17 protein-coding genes are annotated in these 18,273 nt (G+C 46.7%); 14 read left to right on the top strand and 3 right to left on the bottom strand.

Translation table 11 applies throughout. The features are described from left to right. The first annotated feature begins 478 nt into the window (after positions 1-478). Positions 479-1,579: a M24 family metallopeptidase gene (locus ACI31H_RS01220; RefSeq protein WP_439770180.1), complete on the top strand. Its 1,101-nt coding sequence runs from the start codon at positions 479-481 to the stop codon at positions 1,577-1,579. Positions 1,580-1,718: 139 nt separating this feature from the next. Then, the gene (locus ACI31H_RS01215) at positions 1,719-3,035 is read left to right on the top strand and encodes an APC family permease (RefSeq protein WP_439770181.1); all 1,317 of its coding nucleotides are present in this window, start codon (positions 1,719-1,721) and stop codon (positions 3,033-3,035) included. A gap of 53 nt (positions 3,036-3,088) precedes the next feature. Here the strand turns inward: ACI31H_RS01215 and ACI31H_RS01210 are convergent, their stop codons facing one another. Further along, a complete protein-coding gene (locus ACI31H_RS01210) occupies positions 3,089-3,613 on the bottom strand; it encodes a hypothetical protein (protein WP_439770179.1) in 525 nt (174 codons plus the stop codon). 190 nt (positions 3,614-3,803) lie between these two features. On the opposite strand from ACI31H_RS01210, the gene ACI31H_RS01205 reads away from it, so the two are divergent. The 5 genes from ACI31H_RS01205 (at position 3,804) to ACI31H_RS01185 (ending at position 9,600) form a co-directional block, all read left to right on the top strand. Beyond that, the gene (locus tag ACI31H_RS01205) at positions 3,804-4,313 is read left to right on the top strand and encodes a MarR family winged helix-turn-helix transcriptional regulator (protein WP_439770178.1); all 510 of its coding nucleotides are present in this window, start codon (positions 3,804-3,806) and stop codon (positions 4,311-4,313) included. Then, positions 4,310-6,070, top strand: a complete 1,761-nt coding sequence (locus ACI31H_RS01200) for an ABC transporter ATP-binding protein (protein WP_439770177.1) — start codon at positions 4,310-4,312, stop codon at positions 6,068-6,070. The genes ACI31H_RS01205 and ACI31H_RS01200 overlap by 4 nt, the downstream gene beginning before the upstream one ends. Then, positions 6,036-7,871, top strand: coding sequence for an ABC transporter ATP-binding protein (locus ACI31H_RS01195; RefSeq protein ID WP_439770176.1), 1,836 nt, complete (start codon positions 6,036-6,038; stop codon positions 7,869-7,871). The genes ACI31H_RS01200 and ACI31H_RS01195 overlap by 35 nt, the downstream gene beginning before the upstream one ends. Before the next feature lie 57 nt (positions 7,872-7,928). After that, positions 7,929-8,951, top strand: a complete 1,023-nt coding sequence (locus ACI31H_RS01190) for a serine hydrolase domain-containing protein (RefSeq protein ID WP_439770175.1) — start codon at positions 7,929-7,931, stop codon at positions 8,949-8,951. Between the two features lie 190 nt (positions 8,952-9,141). After that, positions 9,142-9,600, top strand: coding sequence for an arginine repressor (locus ACI31H_RS01185; protein WP_439770174.1), 459 nt, complete (start codon positions 9,142-9,144; stop codon positions 9,598-9,600). 53 nt (positions 9,601-9,653) lie between these two features. Here ACI31H_RS01185 and ACI31H_RS01180 read toward each other — a convergent pair whose 3' ends face one another. Next, the gene (locus tag ACI31H_RS01180; RefSeq protein ID WP_439770173.1) at positions 9,654-10,361 is read right to left on the bottom strand and encodes a type 1 glutamine amidotransferase; all 708 of its coding nucleotides are present in this window, start codon (positions 10,359-10,361) and stop codon (positions 9,654-9,656) included. Then, entirely contained in the window at positions 10,361-11,698 is a 1,338-nt protein-coding gene (locus ACI31H_RS01175) for a MurT ligase domain-containing protein (RefSeq protein ID WP_439770172.1), read from the bottom strand. The genes ACI31H_RS01180 and ACI31H_RS01175 overlap by 1 nt, the downstream gene beginning before the upstream one ends. A gap of 174 nt (positions 11,699-11,872) precedes the next feature. Between ACI31H_RS01175 and ACI31H_RS01170 the strand changes: the two genes are divergently transcribed. The 7 genes from ACI31H_RS01170 to ACI31H_RS01140 all read left to right on the top strand — a co-directional run bounded on the left by ACI31H_RS01170 (position 11,873) and on the right by ACI31H_RS01140 (position 18,151). Further along, on the top strand, positions 11,873-12,463 hold the full coding sequence (locus ACI31H_RS01170) for a thymidine kinase (RefSeq protein ID WP_439770171.1): 591 nt from the start codon (positions 11,873-11,875) through the stop codon (positions 12,461-12,463). After that, a complete protein-coding gene (gene prfA, locus ACI31H_RS01165) occupies positions 12,463-13,551 on the top strand; it encodes a peptide chain release factor 1 (protein ID WP_439770170.1) in 1,089 nt (362 codons plus the stop codon). The genes ACI31H_RS01170 and prfA overlap by 1 nt, the downstream gene beginning before the upstream one ends. Continuing rightward, positions 13,544-14,410: a peptide chain release factor N(5)-glutamine methyltransferase gene (gene prmC / locus ACI31H_RS01160; RefSeq protein ID WP_439770169.1), complete on the top strand. Its 867-nt coding sequence runs from the start codon at positions 13,544-13,546 to the stop codon at positions 14,408-14,410. Before prfA ends, prmC begins: the two co-directional genes overlap by 8 nt. Before the next feature lie 5 nt (positions 14,411-14,415). Then, positions 14,416-15,444 carry an L-threonylcarbamoyladenylate synthase gene (locus ACI31H_RS01155; RefSeq protein WP_439770168.1) on the top strand — a complete coding sequence of 343 codons (1,029 nt, stop codon included), beginning with the start codon at positions 14,416-14,418 and terminating at the stop codon, positions 15,442-15,444. A 90-nt stretch (positions 15,445-15,534) separates the two neighbouring features. Continuing rightward, a complete protein-coding gene (upp, locus tag ACI31H_RS01150) occupies positions 15,535-16,170 on the top strand; it encodes a uracil phosphoribosyltransferase (protein ID WP_439770167.1) in 636 nt (211 codons plus the stop codon). 113 nt (positions 16,171-16,283) lie between these two features. Next, positions 16,284-17,396: a YibE/F family protein gene (locus ACI31H_RS01145; RefSeq protein ID WP_439770166.1), complete on the top strand. Its 1,113-nt coding sequence runs from the start codon at positions 16,284-16,286 to the stop codon at positions 17,394-17,396. Continuing rightward, on the top strand, positions 17,393-18,151 hold the full coding sequence (locus tag ACI31H_RS01140) for a YibE/F family protein (RefSeq protein WP_439770165.1): 759 nt from the start codon (positions 17,393-17,395) through the stop codon (positions 18,149-18,151). Before ACI31H_RS01145 ends, ACI31H_RS01140 begins: the two co-directional genes overlap by 4 nt. Positions 18,152-18,273: the final 122 nt, after the last annotated feature.

The following is an 18,273-nucleotide window of genomic DNA, read 5'->3' as shown; positions in this document are numbered from 1 at the left end:
CTTGCTTAATCTGCGTCATTAAATTTGTTCAAGTTATTTATTGCAATCTGCCATTTTAAATGTTTTTATTGCGTTGAGAAACGTTGATATAAAAGCATTTCTAAATTTAGATAAAACTAGTTAAAATCTATTTTAGAAGAAATTGAGCCAAATTTGAGTCAAGGTTCTCATCGGCCTACTAGCCATCACGGTTTCTGTGGTGGCTTTTTATTTTAAATTTTGCCAAAAAGTGCACTGGTAACCGCCACTGCATAAGCCCGATGAAGGAAACCGGTTAATTTCGGTAACGTTCTTTGCTGCACTTGGCTGGTAGTTTCTAATTTGATGTTAGTTAGCGTCCTTTATAATTAGTAATGCTTAAAGTTCGTATACGAAGGATAAGTCATATTACCTCTCTACATAATAACCATAAAAATAACAGCTGTTATAGAAAGCGCTTTTATAAACTGCTATAATTCAACTTAAGGAGGTGGCGTGTATGTACGCAGAAAGAATCAACAAATTACGCCAAGAAATGCTTGAAGATAAGTTAGATGCATTTTTAGTAACTGACCCGATTAATATTAAGTACTTAAGTGGCTTTAGTGGTGATACCGCCGGGGTACAATTAGTTACTGCTGACGATAATTGGATTATTACTGATTCGCGGTTTGTACAGTACCTGGAAGAAGAACTGCCTGACCAGGATAATATTATTACCCGGAGCTATTTGGGAACCGTCTGTGACTTGATCAAGAAGCTTAACATAAAGCGGTTGGGCTTTGAAGATACGATTGCTTACAGTGACTACGATTTCCTACGTGAACAAGCAGAATGTGAACTAGTTCCGGAAAATCAGGTTGTTGAATGGAACCGGACGGTTAAGTCACCAGCAGAATTAGACATTATTCGGCAATCCTGCCAGTTAGCCGGTCAGGGTTACCAGTTTGTCCTTGAAAATATTAAGCCGGGGATGACTGAGCAGGAAATGTCAAATGAGCTGGATTACTTCATGAAGAAGCATGGTGCCCAGGAAGCTTCCTTTGAGACGATCTTTGCCAGTGGTGAAAACACCGTTAAACCACACGCCACCGCCAGCAAGAAACAGATTAAGGCTGGGGAACCAGTCACGTTAGACTTTGGTTACTACTATGATGACTATACTTCCGATGTCACGCGGACATTCGGGATGGGAGCACAATCTGATCAGTTCAAAGAAATTTACCAGGTTGTTTTAGACGCCCAAATTAAGACAATTGAAGCAACTAAAGAAGGAGTTACTGCAGCGGAGCTTGACCATGTTGGTCGACAATACATTACTGACCAGGGGTATGGTGAGTACTTTACCCATGGAATGGGCCACGGGATTGGCTTAGATATTCACGAAAATCCGTACATCTCGCGTTCCGTCAATGATGCACCACTTAGCAAGTTTGCTCCTAAGACCTTTGTTGCTAACCAGATTTTGACCATTGAACCGGGAATTTACATTCCTGGTGTTGGTGGTGTCCGGATTGAAGATGACGTCTTGGTTACTAAGAATGGTTATGAGATTCTAACTGACTTCTCCAAGAAGTACCGTGAAGTTGCAGTGGATTAATTAGCATAAAACTAACAAAAGGGTCGTGGTCTGAATAGGTGACCATGATCCTTTTATTTATGCTCATTTTGAACCGGTGTATAATGGGAAAGGTATTTTTTGTAAAGGAGAATTGTAGCAATTGTCACAAGAAAATAATATGCAAAAGACCCTGGGATTCGGCGCGGCACTATCTACCGTTGCCGGAACCATTATTGGTACGGGGGTATTTTTTAAGGCGTCAGCCGTTACAACGGCGACGATGTCAGTTAGTCTGGCACTGTTTGCTTGGCTACTCGGGGGGATTATCAACCTTTGTGCCGGGCTGACGGCGGCAGAGGTGGCCGCGGTTTTCCCCGAAACGGGGGGCATTATCCGCTACATTGAGGAACCGTTCGGTCGTTTCTGGGGTTTTATTAGTGGTTGGGCCTATGGACTAGTTTATATGCCGGCCAACGTCGCCGCCTTTGCAATCGCGTTTGGAACCCAGTTTGCTGGTCTTTTTCACTTAACCAATTCCTGGATTGTGCCGGTAGGGATGATTACCGCCCTGTCAGTCGCGCTGTTAAACTTCATCAGTGCCAAGTGTGGTGGCTGGGTCAGTTCGGTTACCTTAGTTATTAAGCTACTGGCATTAGCAGTAATTGTAATTTTTGGCTTCCTCCAACCTGGTGGGGTTGACTTCCGTCTGTTTCCAATTCAGGCGGGGGCGCACCGCGAATTCTGGTCAGCACTAGGAACGGCATTATTGGCCACGATGTTTGCCTATGACGGGTGGATTCACGTTGGTACCTTGGCCGGTGAACTGAAAAATCCCAAGAAGGATTTACCACGAGCAATTGCACTAGGGCTGACCATCGTGATTGTTGCCTACCTGTTGGTAAATGCGGTCTTCTACTTTGTAGTCCCCGTTAACCAAATTGCGGGTAACCTAAACGTTTCAATGGAGGTTGCTAATAAGCTCTTTGGCGGGATCGGCGGTAAAATTGTCACTGTTGGTATCCTGGTCTCCGTTTATGGTGGAATGAATGGTTACACCATGACCGGGATGCGGGTTCCCTATGCAATGGGCCAAAAAGGCGTTTTACCATTTAGTCATTTCTTTGCAACCCTCAACCAGGCGGGAGTCCCTTGGACTGCTGGCCTGGTCCAATACATCATTGCTTGCTTGATGATGCTATCTGGACAATTCGATGCAATTACTAATATGCTTATCTTTGTTATCTGGTTCTTCTACTGCATGGTCTTTATCGGTGTGATGAAGTTGCGGCGGACCCGACCAGATTTACACCGGCCATATAAGGTGCCGCTCTATCCGGTTATCCCACTGATTGCGTTAGTTGGTGGTATCTTTATCCTAATCAGTACGCTAATCCAGCAGTTTGCCTCTACGGCCATCGGGATTGTCATTACATTGATTGGGGTGCCGGTTTACTACTACATGGAAAAGAAGCATCGTTTAACTGATAAGATCTAAAGCTAGTAAAAAGAGGTTGGGAAATCTTTCCCAACCTCTTTTTTTAATTCAAATTACTTGTTTTCAAATTGTCCCGTAACGGGGTTCATTTCTTGAACTTGGTTAGTTGCTGGGTTGAAGCGGTAAAGGCCGTCAAGGTGAGAAACGTTTGGATCACCCTGGCTATCCCGAACTTCGACTTGGTAGTTACCCTTCGTGTTAGTTTGACTAACTACGTATTGCGAAGCACTGTTTTCCTTTACACCGCTGGCCTTAATGAATTGGTTAACAACTTGGTCATCCCGTGCCGTGTTAGTAGTATTAGCATTGCTTGTCTGTGCTGCGTAGCTAGCCTTGGTGTTAGCCACTGCGCTATTTTGACTACTACTTTGTGAACTTGCGGTTGTACTCGTACTTGAAGTTGAAACCGAAGTCGAAGTTGAAGCCTTCTTATTAGAAGACTGAGCAACCTTACTGGTTTGCGGATGACTGTTAACCTTGCTTGCTGGTGCGGATGCGTTATTAGCACAACCAGCTAAGCCCAATGCCATTAGGGCAACCAATGACCCACTAACGATTTTCTTCTTCATTGTAAACATAATTACAACCTCCATTCTCACAATCTCTCTTATTTTTTCGAGTAGAATTTTTTACTTAAGAATAATTCCTTACAATCTTATTGTAATACTTTTGCAACAATTATGTAATACTTTCGATACTTTTAAATTAAATTTCTTGCCTTTTGCTAAAAAGGGAGTATGATAGTTAATCGTTATGTACCTAACGATTATGTACCGAATGATTAAAAAAGGGGGGCAGAAGATGGTTGTGAACCAGGATGATCAACTATTTCAACAGTTGTTTTGTCTGATTGGTGAGATTCATCATATCGCTTTACACCGTCCCGCGAACCAGGCTAGCTTTCGTGGTCAGGGGCGCTTGATCCACTTGTTGGCCCATAATGAGGGTGTTTCCCAGCGGGAACTAGCAGCATTGGCCCGGGTTAAGCCCGGCTCAATTAGTGAGGTGTTAGAACGACTGGAAAAGGACCAGCAGGTAATCCGCTGGCGCGATGAGCATGATCGCCGGATAGTCCGCGTAAAGTTGACGCCAAAGGGTGAACGCCTTTACAAGGATAATTTGGCCCAACGGCAGCGCTTTGAAAGCGAGTTGTTACAAAACGTTACCGCACCGGAGCGAGCTAACTTTATTACAGTGATTAAAAAGATGCAGCAGCAGTTGCAAGAAAACTATCGTGACTTATTACCGAAGCACCGAGAGGAGTGGAAACAACATTGATTCGAATCGCAAAAAGGAACCTCGCATGGTGGGCAGCGACTTTAGCGGTGATCTTCATGATCATTCAAGTTGCTTGTGACCTCTATTTACCGACGATCACCGCAGAACTGGTCGACCGGGGAATTATGCAGAAAAACCTCAATTTCATTTGGCGCGACGGGGCCTACATGTTAGTGGTTGCCGCTATCGGTCTACTGGCAGCAGCCGGGAATGTTTACTTTGCCTCTACCCAGGCGATGCAGGTTGGTGAAAAACTCCGCCGGCAAATTTTTCACCGGGTACTCCGCTTTTCTAGTAAGGAAATTAATGAATTTGGTGATTCATCATTGATTACCCGGTCGACTAACGACATTGTCCAGATTCAAAACGTGATGGTGCAGGTTTTACGGATGATGATCCAGTCACCAATTATGTTAGTGGCAGCCTGTGTGCTTGCCTATGTTCGGGAACCACGGCTAACCCGGGTCTTCCTGATTAGCTTACCGGTTTTAGCGGTCGTTGTCGTGGCTGTTATGTACTTTGCCGTACCGCTCTTTAAGAGTATTCAGAAGAAGACGGACCGGATTAACCTGATTTTTCGGGAGGGCCTTACCGGTGTCCGGGTTATCAGGGCCTTTCGCGAAGAACAGCGGGAACAAAACCGCTTTAAGCAGGCCAACGCTGACTATACGCAGACCGGTATCAAGGCCTTTACCTTAGTTTCATTCCTCTTCCCAGTCATGACCCTGATCCTGAGTTTAACGAACGTGGGGATTATCCTATTGGGGAGCCAGTTGATTGCGGGGATGACAATGCAGGTAGGAAACCTAATTGCCTTTTTAACCTATGCGACCCAAATCATGATTAGTTTCATGATGCTTTCGATGATTTTCGTCTTTGTACCGCGGGCATCAGCTTCTGCTGCCCGGGTTAATGCCGTATTGGAGCAACCGATCTCAGTTGATGATGCACCGGCCACCAAGCAAGTGAAAATTGCGCCAGGTCAACCGGCGAGTCTCCGCTTTAATCACGTTGATTTCCGCTACCAGGGGGCCGAAAAGTTAGCGCTCCATGACCTGAATTTTAACGTCCAGGCAGGGCAGACCCTGGCAATTATCGGTGGAACCGGATCGGGAAAATCGACTTTAGTGAACCTGATTCCCCGCTTCTTTGATATTGAGCGGGGCCAGATTGAAGTCGATGGCCAGCCAATTAAACAGCTGAGTCAACACGATCTCCATGAGGTAATTTCGATCACCCAGCAAAAGGCGGTCCTATTTTCCGGGACAATTCGTTCGAACCTGCAGTTTGGGAATGCCAATGCCAGCGATGATGAGATGTGGCATGCCTTGGCAGTTGCCCAAGCCGCTGATTTTGTTAAGGAGGCGGGGGGATTAGATGCCCCCGTTGAACAAAACGGGAGTAACTTCTCTGGTGGCCAGCGGCAACGATTGGCCATTGCACGAACGATTATTAAGCCGGCCTCTATTTACATTTTTGATGACTCCTTCTCGGCACTGGATTTCAAGACGGATGCCGAATTGCGTCAGGCCCTGCGGCAAGACCCACAGATTCAACAGGCCGTGACCGTAATCGTGGCCCAGCGGGTTTCAACGGTAGCGGATGCTGACCAGATCTTAGTAATTGATGAAGGAGAAGTGGTCGGCCAAGGAACACACGCCGAGTTAAAGGCCCATAATAAGACCTACCAGCAAATCGTTGATTCACAAATTCAGAAGGGGGATGAAGAACGTGCATCGCGGACCACACAAGATTAATAAGGCCAAGAACTTTTGGCCCACGACTAAGCGCTTAATTGCTTATTTACGGCCGTGGCGGCTGGGGGTGCTCTTTTCAATTATCCTCGCCATTAGCTCAGTTATCCTATCGATTATTGCTCCGAAGATTCTTGGGGAAGCGACGACGGTTATTTATAACGGTGTCATGAAGGGCTATCGACAGATCCGTGCCGGCCAGCACCTGACAAGTCTCCCCGTTGACTTTCACCGCATTTGGCAGATTGGGATTATCGTAATCCTCCTGTACGTCTTTTCCGGCCTCTTTAGTTTTGCCCAGCAGATTATTATGACCCGGATTTCCCAAAAGGTGGTTTATAACCTGCGGCAGGATTTAAAGGCCAAGATGGGCCGGGTACCGGTGAAGTTCTATGATACCCATAGCAATGGTGACATTATGAGTCGGATGGTTAACGATATGGATAATATTGCCGGGACACTGCAGCAGAGTTTAATCCAGATCATTACGAGTCTAATTACCTTCTTTGGGGTCCTAGCGTTAATGCTATCGATTAGCTGGAAATTAACCTTGGTAGCGTTTGTGATGATCCCCTTAAGCCTAATCATCGTTGCTTTTGTCGCCCCAACGGCCCAACGGCTTTTTAGTCGCCAACAAGCTGCTTTGGGGAAGATCAATGGCCAGGTTGAAGAAACCTATGCTGGCCACACGATTGTCCGGGCGTTTAATAAGGAACAAAGTGAAGAAGAGCAGTTTGCTAGCAAGAACCATGAATACTACCAGGCTGCCTGGAAGGCCCAGTTTTTCTCAATTCTGATTTTCCCCTTGATGAACTTCATTCGTAACCTAGGCTACCTGCTGGTGGCCGTTGCCGGGGCATTTGCCGTCATTAATGGTCGAATCACCCTGGGGAACGTTCAAGCCTTTTTGCAATATACCAACCAGTTTTCCCAGCCAATCACCCAAATTGCCAACTTAAGTAGCACTATCCAGCAGACGATTGCGTCGGCAGAGCGGATCTTTGAAGTCCTCGATGCCACTGAAATGGATGAGCGGGTAATTGAAGCACCGGTTAAAGACACGGCGCCGGTACCGAAAATTGAATTTGAAAACGTTAAGTTTAGCTATGGGCCGGAACCGTTGATTGAGGACTTTAACTTGAAAGCGCCGAAGAACCACATGGTGGCAATCGTGGGACCAACTGGGGCCGGTAAGACAACGACTATTAACCTTCTGGAACGATTTTATGAGATCCAAGGTGGTCACATCTACCTAGATGGACATGATACTCGGTCAATGACCCGGACGGAATTGCGTAAGCACATTGGGATGGTCCTCCAGGATACGTGGCTCTTTACGGGAACCATCTTTGATAATATTAAGTATGGTCGTGAAGATGCCACTGACGAAGAAGTCTACCAGGCGGCCAAACTGGCTTACGCCGATAGCTTTATCCGTGAATTGCCTGATGGTTACCAAACGGTTCTCAATGAGTCCGCCTCCAACATTTCACAAGGACAACGGCAGTTATTGACCATCGCCCGGGCCTTTTTGGCCAACCCAGAGATTTTAATCTTGGATGAAGCAACGAGTTCGGTTGATACCCGGACAGAGGCCCTAATTCAGTCGGCAATGAACGATTTACAAAAGGACCGGACAAGCTTCGTGGTGGCCCACCGACTATCGACAATCCGCAATGCGGAACAGATTATCGTGGTTAACCATGGTCATATTATTGAGACCGGGAACCACGACCAGTTGATGGCTAAGAATGGTTTCTACGCTGACCTTTACAATAGTCAGTTTATGGAAAATAATATCTAAATTTAACTGCTGTGGTAGAATTAGCCACAGCAGTTTTTTAGTAAGAGGGGAACAAAGATGGAAAAATTTACCCAAACGGTGGCGCAGTTAAACGCACTGGTTGAAGATGGGATTGTACCAGGAATTAGCTATGTGATCTTTAAAGGAACAAACGAGTTTCGACAGGTACGGGGCCTAGCCCAGACCCGGCCGTTCCCGGAACCGTTAAGGGCGGGAATGAAGTATGACTTAGCATCTCTAACAAAGGTGATCGGGACGGTTCCGGTAATCGCAATGCTCCTTCAAGAGGGCCAGCTCCACTTGGACGACCCGGTAAAAAAGTACCTGCCAGAATTTGGGGATCCCCGGCCCACTATCCGGAACCTGCTGACCCACACTTCGGGGATCAGCGGTTACATTCTGCACCGCAACGAATTGGGACCGGTCGAGCTCAAAAACGCCTTTTTAACGATGATGCACGTGGACTCCGCATTTAACCGGCAAATTCGCTATGCGGATGTCAACTTTTTATACTTGGGGTGGATCATTGAAAAACTCTGTGGCGCCCCGGTACAGGATGTAATTACGGAGTGGGTGTTACGGCCCCTCCAAATGACGGGGGCGACCTTTAAGCCGGCGCCGGCAGAATGTGTACCAACGGAGATTCAGCCACAGCGGGGACTAATTCGCGGCACCGTCCACGACCCCAAGGGCTATATTTTAGGAAAGCATTGTGGTTGTGCCGGATTATTTGCTACCCTGGATGACTTGTTAGTCTTTAGCCGGGCATTAATTGAAACGAACCTAAACGGCCTATTAACCGCTAAAACGATTGACGGCCTCTTTCAGGATCAGACACCGTTAAGCGGTGAACATAGTCGGTCACTGGGGTGGAAGCTCCTGCACTCCCGGACCGCCGACCACCATTACCTTATCAGCCACACCGGCTTTACGGGAACCTGGTTAATCTTAGACCGGCAAAGTGACCAGGGGATGATAGTGCTGACCAACCGTGTCCACCCGACGGCTAAAAATCAGGCCTATTTAGACCGCCGTGACCAGCTGTTTGCCACCTACCTGCATGAAATGACAAGAAATTAATTTTTATACAATAATAGCCAAGTCACGCCAAACTCACGCCGTCCTTACGGCTAGGCCTCCCAGTAATCATGATTTTTAAAAATCTCCTGCTGATTTTTATTGACAATTGGTGCATAAATAGTTATTATATTCAGTAAATTAACCTGAATAATGAATAAAAATTAGCTTATATGAGGAGGAACCGGAGCTGATGGACCGCAAAGAGCGACGGAAATATATTGCACACCTAGTCAACGAACGAAAGATCGAAACTCAAGAGGAGTTATTACAACTACTAACGGATGCGGGAATTTCGACCACGCAGGCGACCATCTCGCGGGACATCCATAACCTTAACATCGTCAAGGCCAGTGACGGGACCGGCCACACCTATTATGTCCAATTACAAAAGGATCCGGCCCATAATTACGACCGCCTTTACCTAGGTATCCGTAACAATGTTCAATCCGTCGAAACGGTACAGTTTATGAACGTAGTTAAAACCGAACCTAATTCCAGTTACGCCACTATCCTTGCGGGGATGTTTGATGAACTTGATGTGCCGGAAGTGATCGGTACCTTGGCGGGGAATGATACCTTGCTCCTGATTAGCAAAACCCCCGAAGATGCCCAGACTATTCACCAGTTAATTAGTGACCATATGAAATAATAAAACGACCCCTAAGGCTCAGCATTAAGCTTTAGGGGTCGTTTAATGTTTTTTTAGAAAGTAGGTTTAATCACGAGGGCCGCCGGTTGGCTAAGGTCAGCGGACGGGTATTTATTGTGGAGGGCCGTTAACAGCATATGTTTAGCAATCTGGCCGTTACGGGTCAAGATCGGGCCATGGAAGTAGGAACAATAAACTTCTTTATAAATTGCACCCTCTGTGCCATCCTCACCGTTATTACCGTGACCGGTGAGCACTTTACCTAGTGGCCGTTCACCCTTACCGAGGAAGGTCCGCCCACTATGGTTTTCAAAACCATGGTATTCATCGCCCGTTTCTTCATTTTTAATAGTGATATCACCAATAAAGCGGTGGTGATCCTGGTTTAAAGTATAGTGGTCAAGCAGGCCCAGACCGGGAATCTTCTTTCCCTGGGCGTCGATGTAGTAGTGCCCAAGGAGCTGGTAGCCACCACAGATGGCTAAAAGCGGCTTGTTATCGTTAATGAAGGTCCGTAAACCGGCCTTCTTATTTGGTAGGTCGCGAGCAACAACGGATTGTTCATAGTCTTGACCACCACCGAAGAGGGCAAGATCAAACTGAGCAGGGTCAAATTGGTCATCGATACTAATAACCGTAGCATCTAGGCTAGTGTCCATCTGTTGGGCATAGTAGCGCAGGGCAATAATATTACCAACATCGCTGTAGGTGTTTAATAGGTTACCGTATAAGTGGGCAAGGTGGAGATGATATTGAGCCATTAGTCCATTCCTCCCTTAACATAGCCATCCGTGGCAAGTATTTTTCTGAATTCCAGCATAGCGGTATAAGTAGCTAGTACGTAGACATGGTCAGTCGGCAGTTGCTTGATCCGGTCAATCACTGCTGGTAGCTCGGCGTCAGTTGTGAAATTAGTAATCCCAGCCATTGTTAGACGGGTAGCAATGTCGGCGTAGCGTTCACCACCTACAAAGTATTGTTGGGCCTTGCTACGGGTAAATTGTTCAAAGTTACCGTCCCAGATCCAGCTGGTATCGATTCCGTCAGCGTAGTTAGCGTTGAGGAGAAAGCCCAGGCTAAAGGGATGGGTGTCGGTAGCGATCATGTCAAGAACCTGGTTAAGTCCAACCGGGTTCTTGACCAGGATCATATCGACCTTTTTATTACCGACTTTAAAGACTTCCTGTCGTCCAAAGACTCGTTGGCTGTTCGCAAAGGCGGTCTTAATTTGTTCGGTGCTAACGCCCAGCTCGCGACCGACGGCGTAAGCTGCCAGGGCATTGTAAATATTATAAAGCCCGCCGACACCGATGGTAAATTCATGACCATCGATTTCAAAGGTTGAACTTGCGGGGGTCAACTTCGTTAGCTTAGTAACGGCATACTTTAATTCTGGCCGGCGAAAACCACAGTGGGGGCAGAAATAGTCACCGAGCCCGGCATAGGTTCGGAGGTGATAGCGAAGAATGTGCTGGCATTTGGGGCAGAGCAGGCCGTCGGTATTGGCGGGGGCGTCAAAGGCAGGCCGGTATTCATGTTTAAAGCCGTAATAGATTACCGGGTTGGGAAGCTCAACGGTATTGAAGAGCTGGTCGTCGCCGTTAGCAATAATCGTTGCCTGCGGGGCCCGCCGTACTCCCGCCAGGATTTTATCATAGGTAGTATAGATTTCACCATAACGGTCCAACTGGTCACGGAAGAGGTTGGTAAAGACAAAGGCGACCGGCCGAATGTACTGGGTAACCTTAACGACGTTGGCCTCATCTACTTCAAGGACGGCTAGCCCCTTCTTATGAGGACGCGGTGCAGTAATGAAAGTAGTAACAATCCCCTGTTCCATGTTAGAACCAGTTGGGTTGGTCAAGACCTGGTCATATTTTTGACGAAGGACTTGGACGGTCAACGCGGTAGTTAGCGTCTTACCATTAGTCCCGGTAACAATAATTAAGTCGTACTTTTGGCTAAAGGCGTGGAGAATATGAGGGTCGATGGCAAGGGTTAGCTTACCTGGTAGAGAACTACCACCATTATAAAAGCGATGAAGAAACCAATAGCTAGAACGTCCGACTGCTTCTGCCATTGTGCTACGAATTGACATTTAATGGACTCCTTTCACGTCCCTAGGTAAATAATGCTTATCAATTTTACCCTTATTATTCGAAATTGCAAAGTGATTCAGTTAGAATAGGTAGGCAGGACTCAGAAGTATTTAAAAGCGAATTGCTTTTAGATATAATGAAAGTACTATGCGAAAAAAGGGGCGTAATCACACGTGGCACAGCTGTTTTTTAAATATGGTGCGATGAATTCTGGCAAGTCAATCGACATCCTAAAGGTTGCTCATAACTATGAGGAGCAGGGAAAGCCAGTTGTCCTGATGACGAGTGGTGTTGATAACCGTTCGGGACAAGGGGTTATTGCAAGTCGGATCGGCCTTAAGCGCAAGGTGCAACCAGTGATGGATGATACTAATATTTACGATTATGTTAAGAATGTTGATCATCCAGTTTACTGTGTGCTGATTGATGAAGCACAGTTCTTAAAAAAACGGCATATTTTACAGTTGATCAAGATTGTTGATGAATTGAACATCCCAGTCATGACCTTTGGCCTCAAAAATGATTTCAAAAATGAATTGTTTGAGGGTTCGAAGTACCTGCTGATCTATGCCGATAAAATTGAAGAAATGAAAACAATTTGCTGGTTCTGCCCCCACAAGGCAACGATGAACTTGCGAATTCATGATGGTAAGCCCGTTTACGAAGGGGAACAGGTTCAAATTGGTGGTAATGAATCCTACTACCCGGTTTGCCGTAAGCACTACTTCCACCCACTTTTAGGAAAGAAAGAGGAGAATCAATAATGGAGATTGCAGAAATTTTTGATAAACTGCAGGCGGTTGCGGATCGTTACGATGAATTAAATGAGTTAATTAGTGATCCTGATGTAATCGCCGATTCACAACGCTTCATGAAGCTCTCTAAAGAAGAGGGGAGCCTCCGTGAAACCGTTGAAAAGTATAATGAATATAAAAAGGTCACCCAGACGATTAAGGATGACGAGGAAATGCTGCGAGAGACTGATGATCCGGATCTGGCCGCAATGACCAAGGAAGAATTAGCTGATTCTAAAGACAAGCAGACGCAGCTCGAAAAGGAACTGGAAATCCTGCTGATTCCAAAAGATCCAAATGATGATAAGAATATCATCATGGAGATCCGTGGTGCCGCCGGTGGGGATGAGGCGAGCCTGTTTGCTGCCGATCTCTATAATATGTACCTTCACTATGCTGAAAAGCAGGGTTGGAAGGTTGAAGTGGTTGATAAAAATGAAACCGAAGTGGGGGGCTTTAAAGAAATCGCCCTGATGATCACTGGTGACAAAGTTTACTCTAAACTGAAGTTTGAAAATGGTGCCCACCGGGTTCAACGGGTTCCCGTTACCGAATCAGCTGGCCGGGTTCATACTTCCACGGCGACGGTTGGGGTAATGCCAGAGGCTGAAGACGTAGACGTTGATATTGACCCAAAGGATATTCGGGTCGATGTTTACCGGTCCAGTGGTGCCGGTGGACAGCACGTTAACAAGACGTCCTCAGCGGTTCGGATGACCCACTTGCCGACGGGAATTGTTGTTGCAATGCAGGATGAACGTTCGCAACAGCAAAACCGGGCTAAGGCAATGCGGATTTTGAAGTCCCGGGTTTATGACTACTACCAACAAAAAGAGCAAAGTGCTTATGATGAAAAGCGGAAGAATGCGATTGGTACGGGTGACCGTTCGGAACGAATCCGTACCTACAACTATCCGCAAAACCGGGTAACTGACCACCGAATTGGCTTAACCTTAAACAAGTTAGACAAGATTATGTCTGGGGACCTTGATGAAATCATTGAGGCATTGATCGTGGCTGATCAAACTAAGAAACTGGAGCAGTTGCGTAATGAGTAGTTCCCCCTGGACATACTTTGCGGCCCAGCGCTGGGCAAAGGACCAGTTAGCCGGTAGTGATGTTGATCCCCATGCACCGCAGTTCTTACTAGAACAGCGGCATAATTGGGATACGACCCACCTGCTGGTCCATAACCGGGAAGCGATGCCACCGGCTGAAGCGCAGTGGTTTCGTCAGGCAGTGGCTCAGCTCTTAGACCACGTCCCGGCACAATACATTACCGGGATGACCAATTTTTATGGCCGTAAATTTAAGGTGACGCCAGCGGTTTTAATTCCGGAGCCGGAGACGGCAGAACTGGTTGATTGGGTGTTAGCAAGTACACCCGCTGACCGGCCGTTACGGGTGCTGGACCTGGGAACCGGTAGTGGAGTGATTGGAATTACCCTCCAGCTGGAACGCCCCCAGTGGTCAGTAACCTTAAGCGATATTTCACCAGCAGCATTAGCGGTTGCTCGTACTAATATGCAACGCTATCACTTAGACTTATCCACGGTCGAAAGCGACTTATTTGACCAGTTAAGTGGTCGTTACGATTTAATCGTTACTAATCCGCCGTATATTGACCGGGCGGATACAGCAATTATGGATCAGGCGGTCCGCGACCATGAACCGGCAATTGCATTGTTTGCTGATGAACAAGGCTTGGGCTTTTACCACCGCCTGTTTAAGCAGGCCGGTACCCACCTCAATGTGGGGGGCGCGATCTTTGGTGAAACCGGCTATGACCAAGAAGAGAGTATTCAGGAATTACTAACAAAATGTGATCCAAAGGCCCGGATGACGGTTCGTCATGACGTGGCCGGTAAGATGAGGATGGTACACGTATGGGATTTTTCTGGCACAGGAGGAAATTAACAAGAATGAATACGAAAGTTTACCGTTTAAGTCAAATCGATGAAGCGGCAGCGGCGATCCGGCGCGGGGAGCTGGTTGCCTTTCCGACTGAGACAGTCTATGGCTTAGGCGCAGACGCTACCAACGAGGCGGCGGTTAAAAATGTCTACCTAGCAAAGGGACGGCCAAGCGATAACCCGTTGATTGTCCACGTTAACTCAGTGAAGATGGTTGAACAATACGCGGCCGAGATTCCCGAGAACGCCCGTAAGTTAATGGCTAAGTTCTGGCCGGGTTCGTTAACGATTATCTTAAAGGTTAAGAAGGGCGCTTTTTCCAAGACCGTGACTGGTGGTTTATCAACCGTGGCCTTCCGTTTTCCAGATTGTCAACCAACACTTGACTTGATTGCTAAAGCCGGGGTACCGATGGTGGGCCCATCAGCGAATACGTCTGGTAAGCCTAGTCCAACCACGGCGCAGCATGTTTACCATGATTTGAACGGTAAGATCACGGGAATCTTAGATAATGGTCCAACCCGGGTCGGCGTTGAGTCGACCGTTTTGGACATGTCAACGGATACACCGGTAATCCTGCGGCCTGGTGCGGTCACCAAGCACGATATTGAAAGTGTGATCGGTTCAATTGATCTTAACCACCATAAGGTCGGTAAGAATGAAACGCCCAAGGCACCGGGGATGAAGTACAAGCACTACGCACCGAGTGCCCAGGTTTACATCGTTGATGAGGGAACCGACTGGGAGCAAGTGGCAAAGTGGATTAGTGAGCAGCCCTTTGATGTCGGTGTAATGGCGGAAGGACGAATTCTAAAGCAGTTATCCCTTCCGATGAATGCGGTCCAATTTTCACTTGGTGAGAATGTTAACGATGCGAGTGCCCGGTTATTTGATGGTCTGCGGGCCTTTGATGACCAGCATAACGTTAAGGCAATCGTAACCCAGGCCTTTCCAGCGGTTGACCTGGGGCGCGCCTACATGAACCGGTTGAATAAGTCGGCCGGGGGCGTTCACTTTGATCCGAATCAAGTAAAATAATGAGCAAGCTGTGAAAAAATCCGGTGAGAAGCTAACAACTTCTCATTTTTTTTGGTAAAATAGGGGAGAAATCCAAAGGAGTGTTTTGGCATGGGCAAATTTGAAGTTATAGATCACCCGTTGATCCAACATAAGTTAACGATGATTCGGGACAAGAACGTCGGAACGAAATTCTTCCGGGAGACCGTTAAGGAAATTTCAACCTTAATGGCTTATGAAGTGGCACGTGATATGCCATTGAAAGATGTTGAAGTAGAGACGCCAATTGCAAAGACGACGAAGAAGGAATTGGCAGGTAAAAAAGTGGCCATTGTCCCAATCCTTCGTGCCGGCCTGGGAATGGTTGATGGAATGACCGAATTGGTTCCGGCAGCTAAGATCGGCTTTATTGGTATGTACCGTGATGAAAAGACGCTGAAGCCACACGAGTACTTTGTCAAGTTACCAAATGATATTACGGAACGGCAATTATTCATTGTCGATCCAATGTTAGCCACTGGTGGTTCTGCAATGATGGCAATTGACGCTTTAAAGAAGCGGGGTTGCCAAGAAAAGAACATGAAATTTGCCTGCCTAGTAGCAGCACCAGAAGGGGTTAAGGCAGTTCGTGATGCTTATCCGGACGTTGATATCTACGCGGCTGGGTTGGATGACCACCTCAATAAGGATGGGTACATTGTTCCTGGCCTTGGTGATGCTGGTGATCGTTTATTTGGTACTAAGTAATTCCACAATTGTAAGTAACCGTTACGAAAAGGTAAAACTTTTCAACGGTTGCTTTTTTTATGCGGTGAAAAAGGTACAATAGCAACTAGTTTGTTTTGAAGGGGATGGACAAAATGCCAAGTCACTATTGGTCACGTGCCCGGTTCATACTATTACTAGTGCTATTAGTTGTCGGTGCGGGTGCCATGCTATTTGTGACTCATAACCAGCGTTTCTATCAGCGACCAATTGCCCGGGTGGAACATGTCCAAGCAGGGGCGGTTCAACGGACGACCGACCAGTTTAAAAACGTTGATCACGAACACCAACAGACCTTGCGAGTACGCTTGTTAAATACTAACTACCGTGGTCACTGGCTAACGGTAACCAACACCTATAGTGACTCACAACCAATGGATCAGCACTATCACCGTGGCGACCAGATTTTCTTGTCACAACTGCGGTCCCGGCGGGGGAAGTTAAGTGCCAACGTCAACGGCTATAAACGGGATAGTGTTGTTGTTTTTATGATTTGGCTGGTAAGTACCCTCTTGTTAATGATGATGGGACAGGCCGGGGCGCTGGCACTGGTCAGCGTAGTAATCAATGCCCTACTATTTATTTTGGCAATTGAAATTGACCTTAAAAATAATGGTGAGCACGTACTATTAATCTTTGGTACGTTGTCCGTGATCTTTACCCTGGTTAGCCTACTATTAATTCTGGGACCTACGAAAAAAATGGTGGCGACCTTTTGCGCAACAGTAATTGGTACGTTTACGGCGCTCGGGGTTAGCCTGCTGGTTTTTGCCCTAACCCATGAACGGGGAATCTATTATGAATCAATGCAGTACGTAACCCAGGTACCGCGGCCCCTATTTGTTGCTGAAACCTTACTGGGCTCCCTCGGGGCAGTTATGGATGAATCAAGTGATATCATTGCTACGCTATTTGAACTAAAGCAGCTTAACCCAACCATTGCCCGCCGTCATTTGTTTTTAGCGGGGCGAAATGTCGGAAAGTCCATTATGGGACCGCTAATCAATGTCTTATTCCTAATCTTCATGGCGGAAACCTTTACGTCCAGTCTGCTTTACATTAAGAATGGTAATTCCTGGGGGTATACCTTTGCAATGAACATGAGTTTGGGAACCATTCAAAGTCTTGTGAGTGGGATTGGTATTGTCTTAGCCGTTCCGCTGGTTAGTCTGTTCGGCGCATTATTACTAGGGAGGCGGACAAATTGAGTACAATTACGGCCCTCGGGCTAGTCTTACTGGTATTAATGGTTGCCGTTGGTGGCAAGCAGGGATGGTCGGCCTTTTGGAGCCTACTATTGAACTTCGGTTTTCTTTATTTTGCAATTATCTTGGTGGCCTTCCACGTCCCGCCGCTATTCGTTACCATTACTACCGGAATTATTATCTTAGCGGTAACCATTTTTATGGGAGAAGATGACTTGCGAACAACGGTGACGGCCTTTGAATCAGCACTACTGGTCACGGCCGTGCTGATTTTGTTAATCTTCCTCGTTGAACACTGGGCGATGGTCCAGGGCTTTGGAACCGAAGATAGCGATGACCTGGAAGGAATGTCGATCTTAATTGGGATTAGTTACTTTAAAGTATTGATTACGGTAACGACTTTAAGTACGCTGGGCGCGATTGCGGAAGCAGCGATGGCAATTGCGGCCGGGTTAACGGAAATCCTCTCCACCCACCCCACGGTTAGTAACCGCCAGTTAATGACCAGTGGGATGACTATTGGTCGCCAGATCATTGGTACAACGTTTAATACTTTGTTCTTTGGCTTCTTCGGTGGCTTTTTAGCCCTCTTCATCTGGTTTGCCGGCCTTCATTATTCGCTAGGGACAATTATGAATAATAAGATCTTTGTTGCGGAAATGATTGAAATCCTAATTTCATTTGTCGGCGTACTTTTAACGGTGCCGACGACGGCGTGGATAATGACGCGTCGCCGGACTAAAATTACTGAAAATTAATGAAAAGAGATCGCGGGATTACTCAAGTACTTTTAAAAATACCTGGGTGATCCCGTTAGCTTTAAAATAGGCTCTTCGTCAAGAAGTACTGATAAGAAAATTGAATAGCTTTTTAAGCAGCT

This window comes from Limosilactobacillus sp. (genome assembly GCF_051873035.1).
Classification (GTDB): domain Bacteria; phylum Bacillota; class Bacilli; order Lactobacillales; family Lactobacillaceae; genus Limosilactobacillus.
This window is presented reverse-complemented; position numbering and strand designations above follow the sequence as displayed.

What these genes read in the sequence shown, in the direction of transcription:
- upp (WP_439770167.1), top strand. Translation starts at nt 15,535, where the DNA reads ATGGGCAAATTTGAAGTTATAGATCACCCGTTGATCCAACATAAGTTA.
- ACI31H_RS01145 (WP_439770166.1), top strand. Translation starts at nt 16,284, where the DNA reads ATGCCAAGTCACTATTGGTCACGTGCCCGGTTCATACTATTACTAGTG.
- ACI31H_RS01220 (WP_439770180.1), top strand. Translation starts at nt 479, where the DNA reads ATGTACGCAGAAAGAATCAACAAATTACGCCAAGAAATGCTTGAAGAT.
- ACI31H_RS01215 (WP_439770181.1), top strand. Translation starts at nt 1,719, where the DNA reads ATGCAAAAGACCCTGGGATTCGGCGCGGCACTATCTACCGTTGCCGGA.
- prmC (WP_439770169.1), top strand. Translation starts at nt 13,544, where the DNA reads ATGAGTAGTTCCCCCTGGACATACTTTGCGGCCCAGCGCTGGGCAAAG.
- ACI31H_RS01190 (WP_439770175.1), top strand. Translation starts at nt 7,929, where the DNA reads ATGGAAAAATTTACCCAAACGGTGGCGCAGTTAAACGCACTGGTTGAA.
- ACI31H_RS01205 (WP_439770178.1), top strand. Translation starts at nt 3,804, where the DNA reads ATGTACCGAATGATTAAAAAAGGGGGGCAGAAGATGGTTGTGAACCAG.
- prfA (WP_439770170.1), top strand. Translation starts at nt 12,463, where the DNA reads ATGGAGATTGCAGAAATTTTTGATAAACTGCAGGCGGTTGCGGATCGT.
- ACI31H_RS01210 (WP_439770179.1), bottom strand. Translation starts at nt 3,613, where the DNA reads ATGTTTACAATGAAGAAGAAAATCGTTAGTGGGTCATTGGTTGCCCTA.
- ACI31H_RS01185 (WP_439770174.1), top strand. Translation starts at nt 9,142, where the DNA reads ATGGACCGCAAAGAGCGACGGAAATATATTGCACACCTAGTCAACGAA.
- ACI31H_RS01195 (WP_439770176.1), top strand. Translation starts at nt 6,036, where the DNA reads ATGAAGAACGTGCATCGCGGACCACACAAGATTAATAAGGCCAAGAAC.
- ACI31H_RS01155 (WP_439770168.1), top strand. Translation starts at nt 14,416, where the DNA reads ATGAATACGAAAGTTTACCGTTTAAGTCAAATCGATGAAGCGGCAGCG.
- ACI31H_RS01175 (WP_439770172.1), bottom strand. Translation starts at nt 11,698, where the DNA reads ATGTCAATTCGTAGCACAATGGCAGAAGCAGTCGGACGTTCTAGCTAT.
- ACI31H_RS01180 (WP_439770173.1), bottom strand. Translation starts at nt 10,361, where the DNA reads ATGGCTCAATATCATCTCCACCTTGCCCACTTATACGGTAACCTATTA.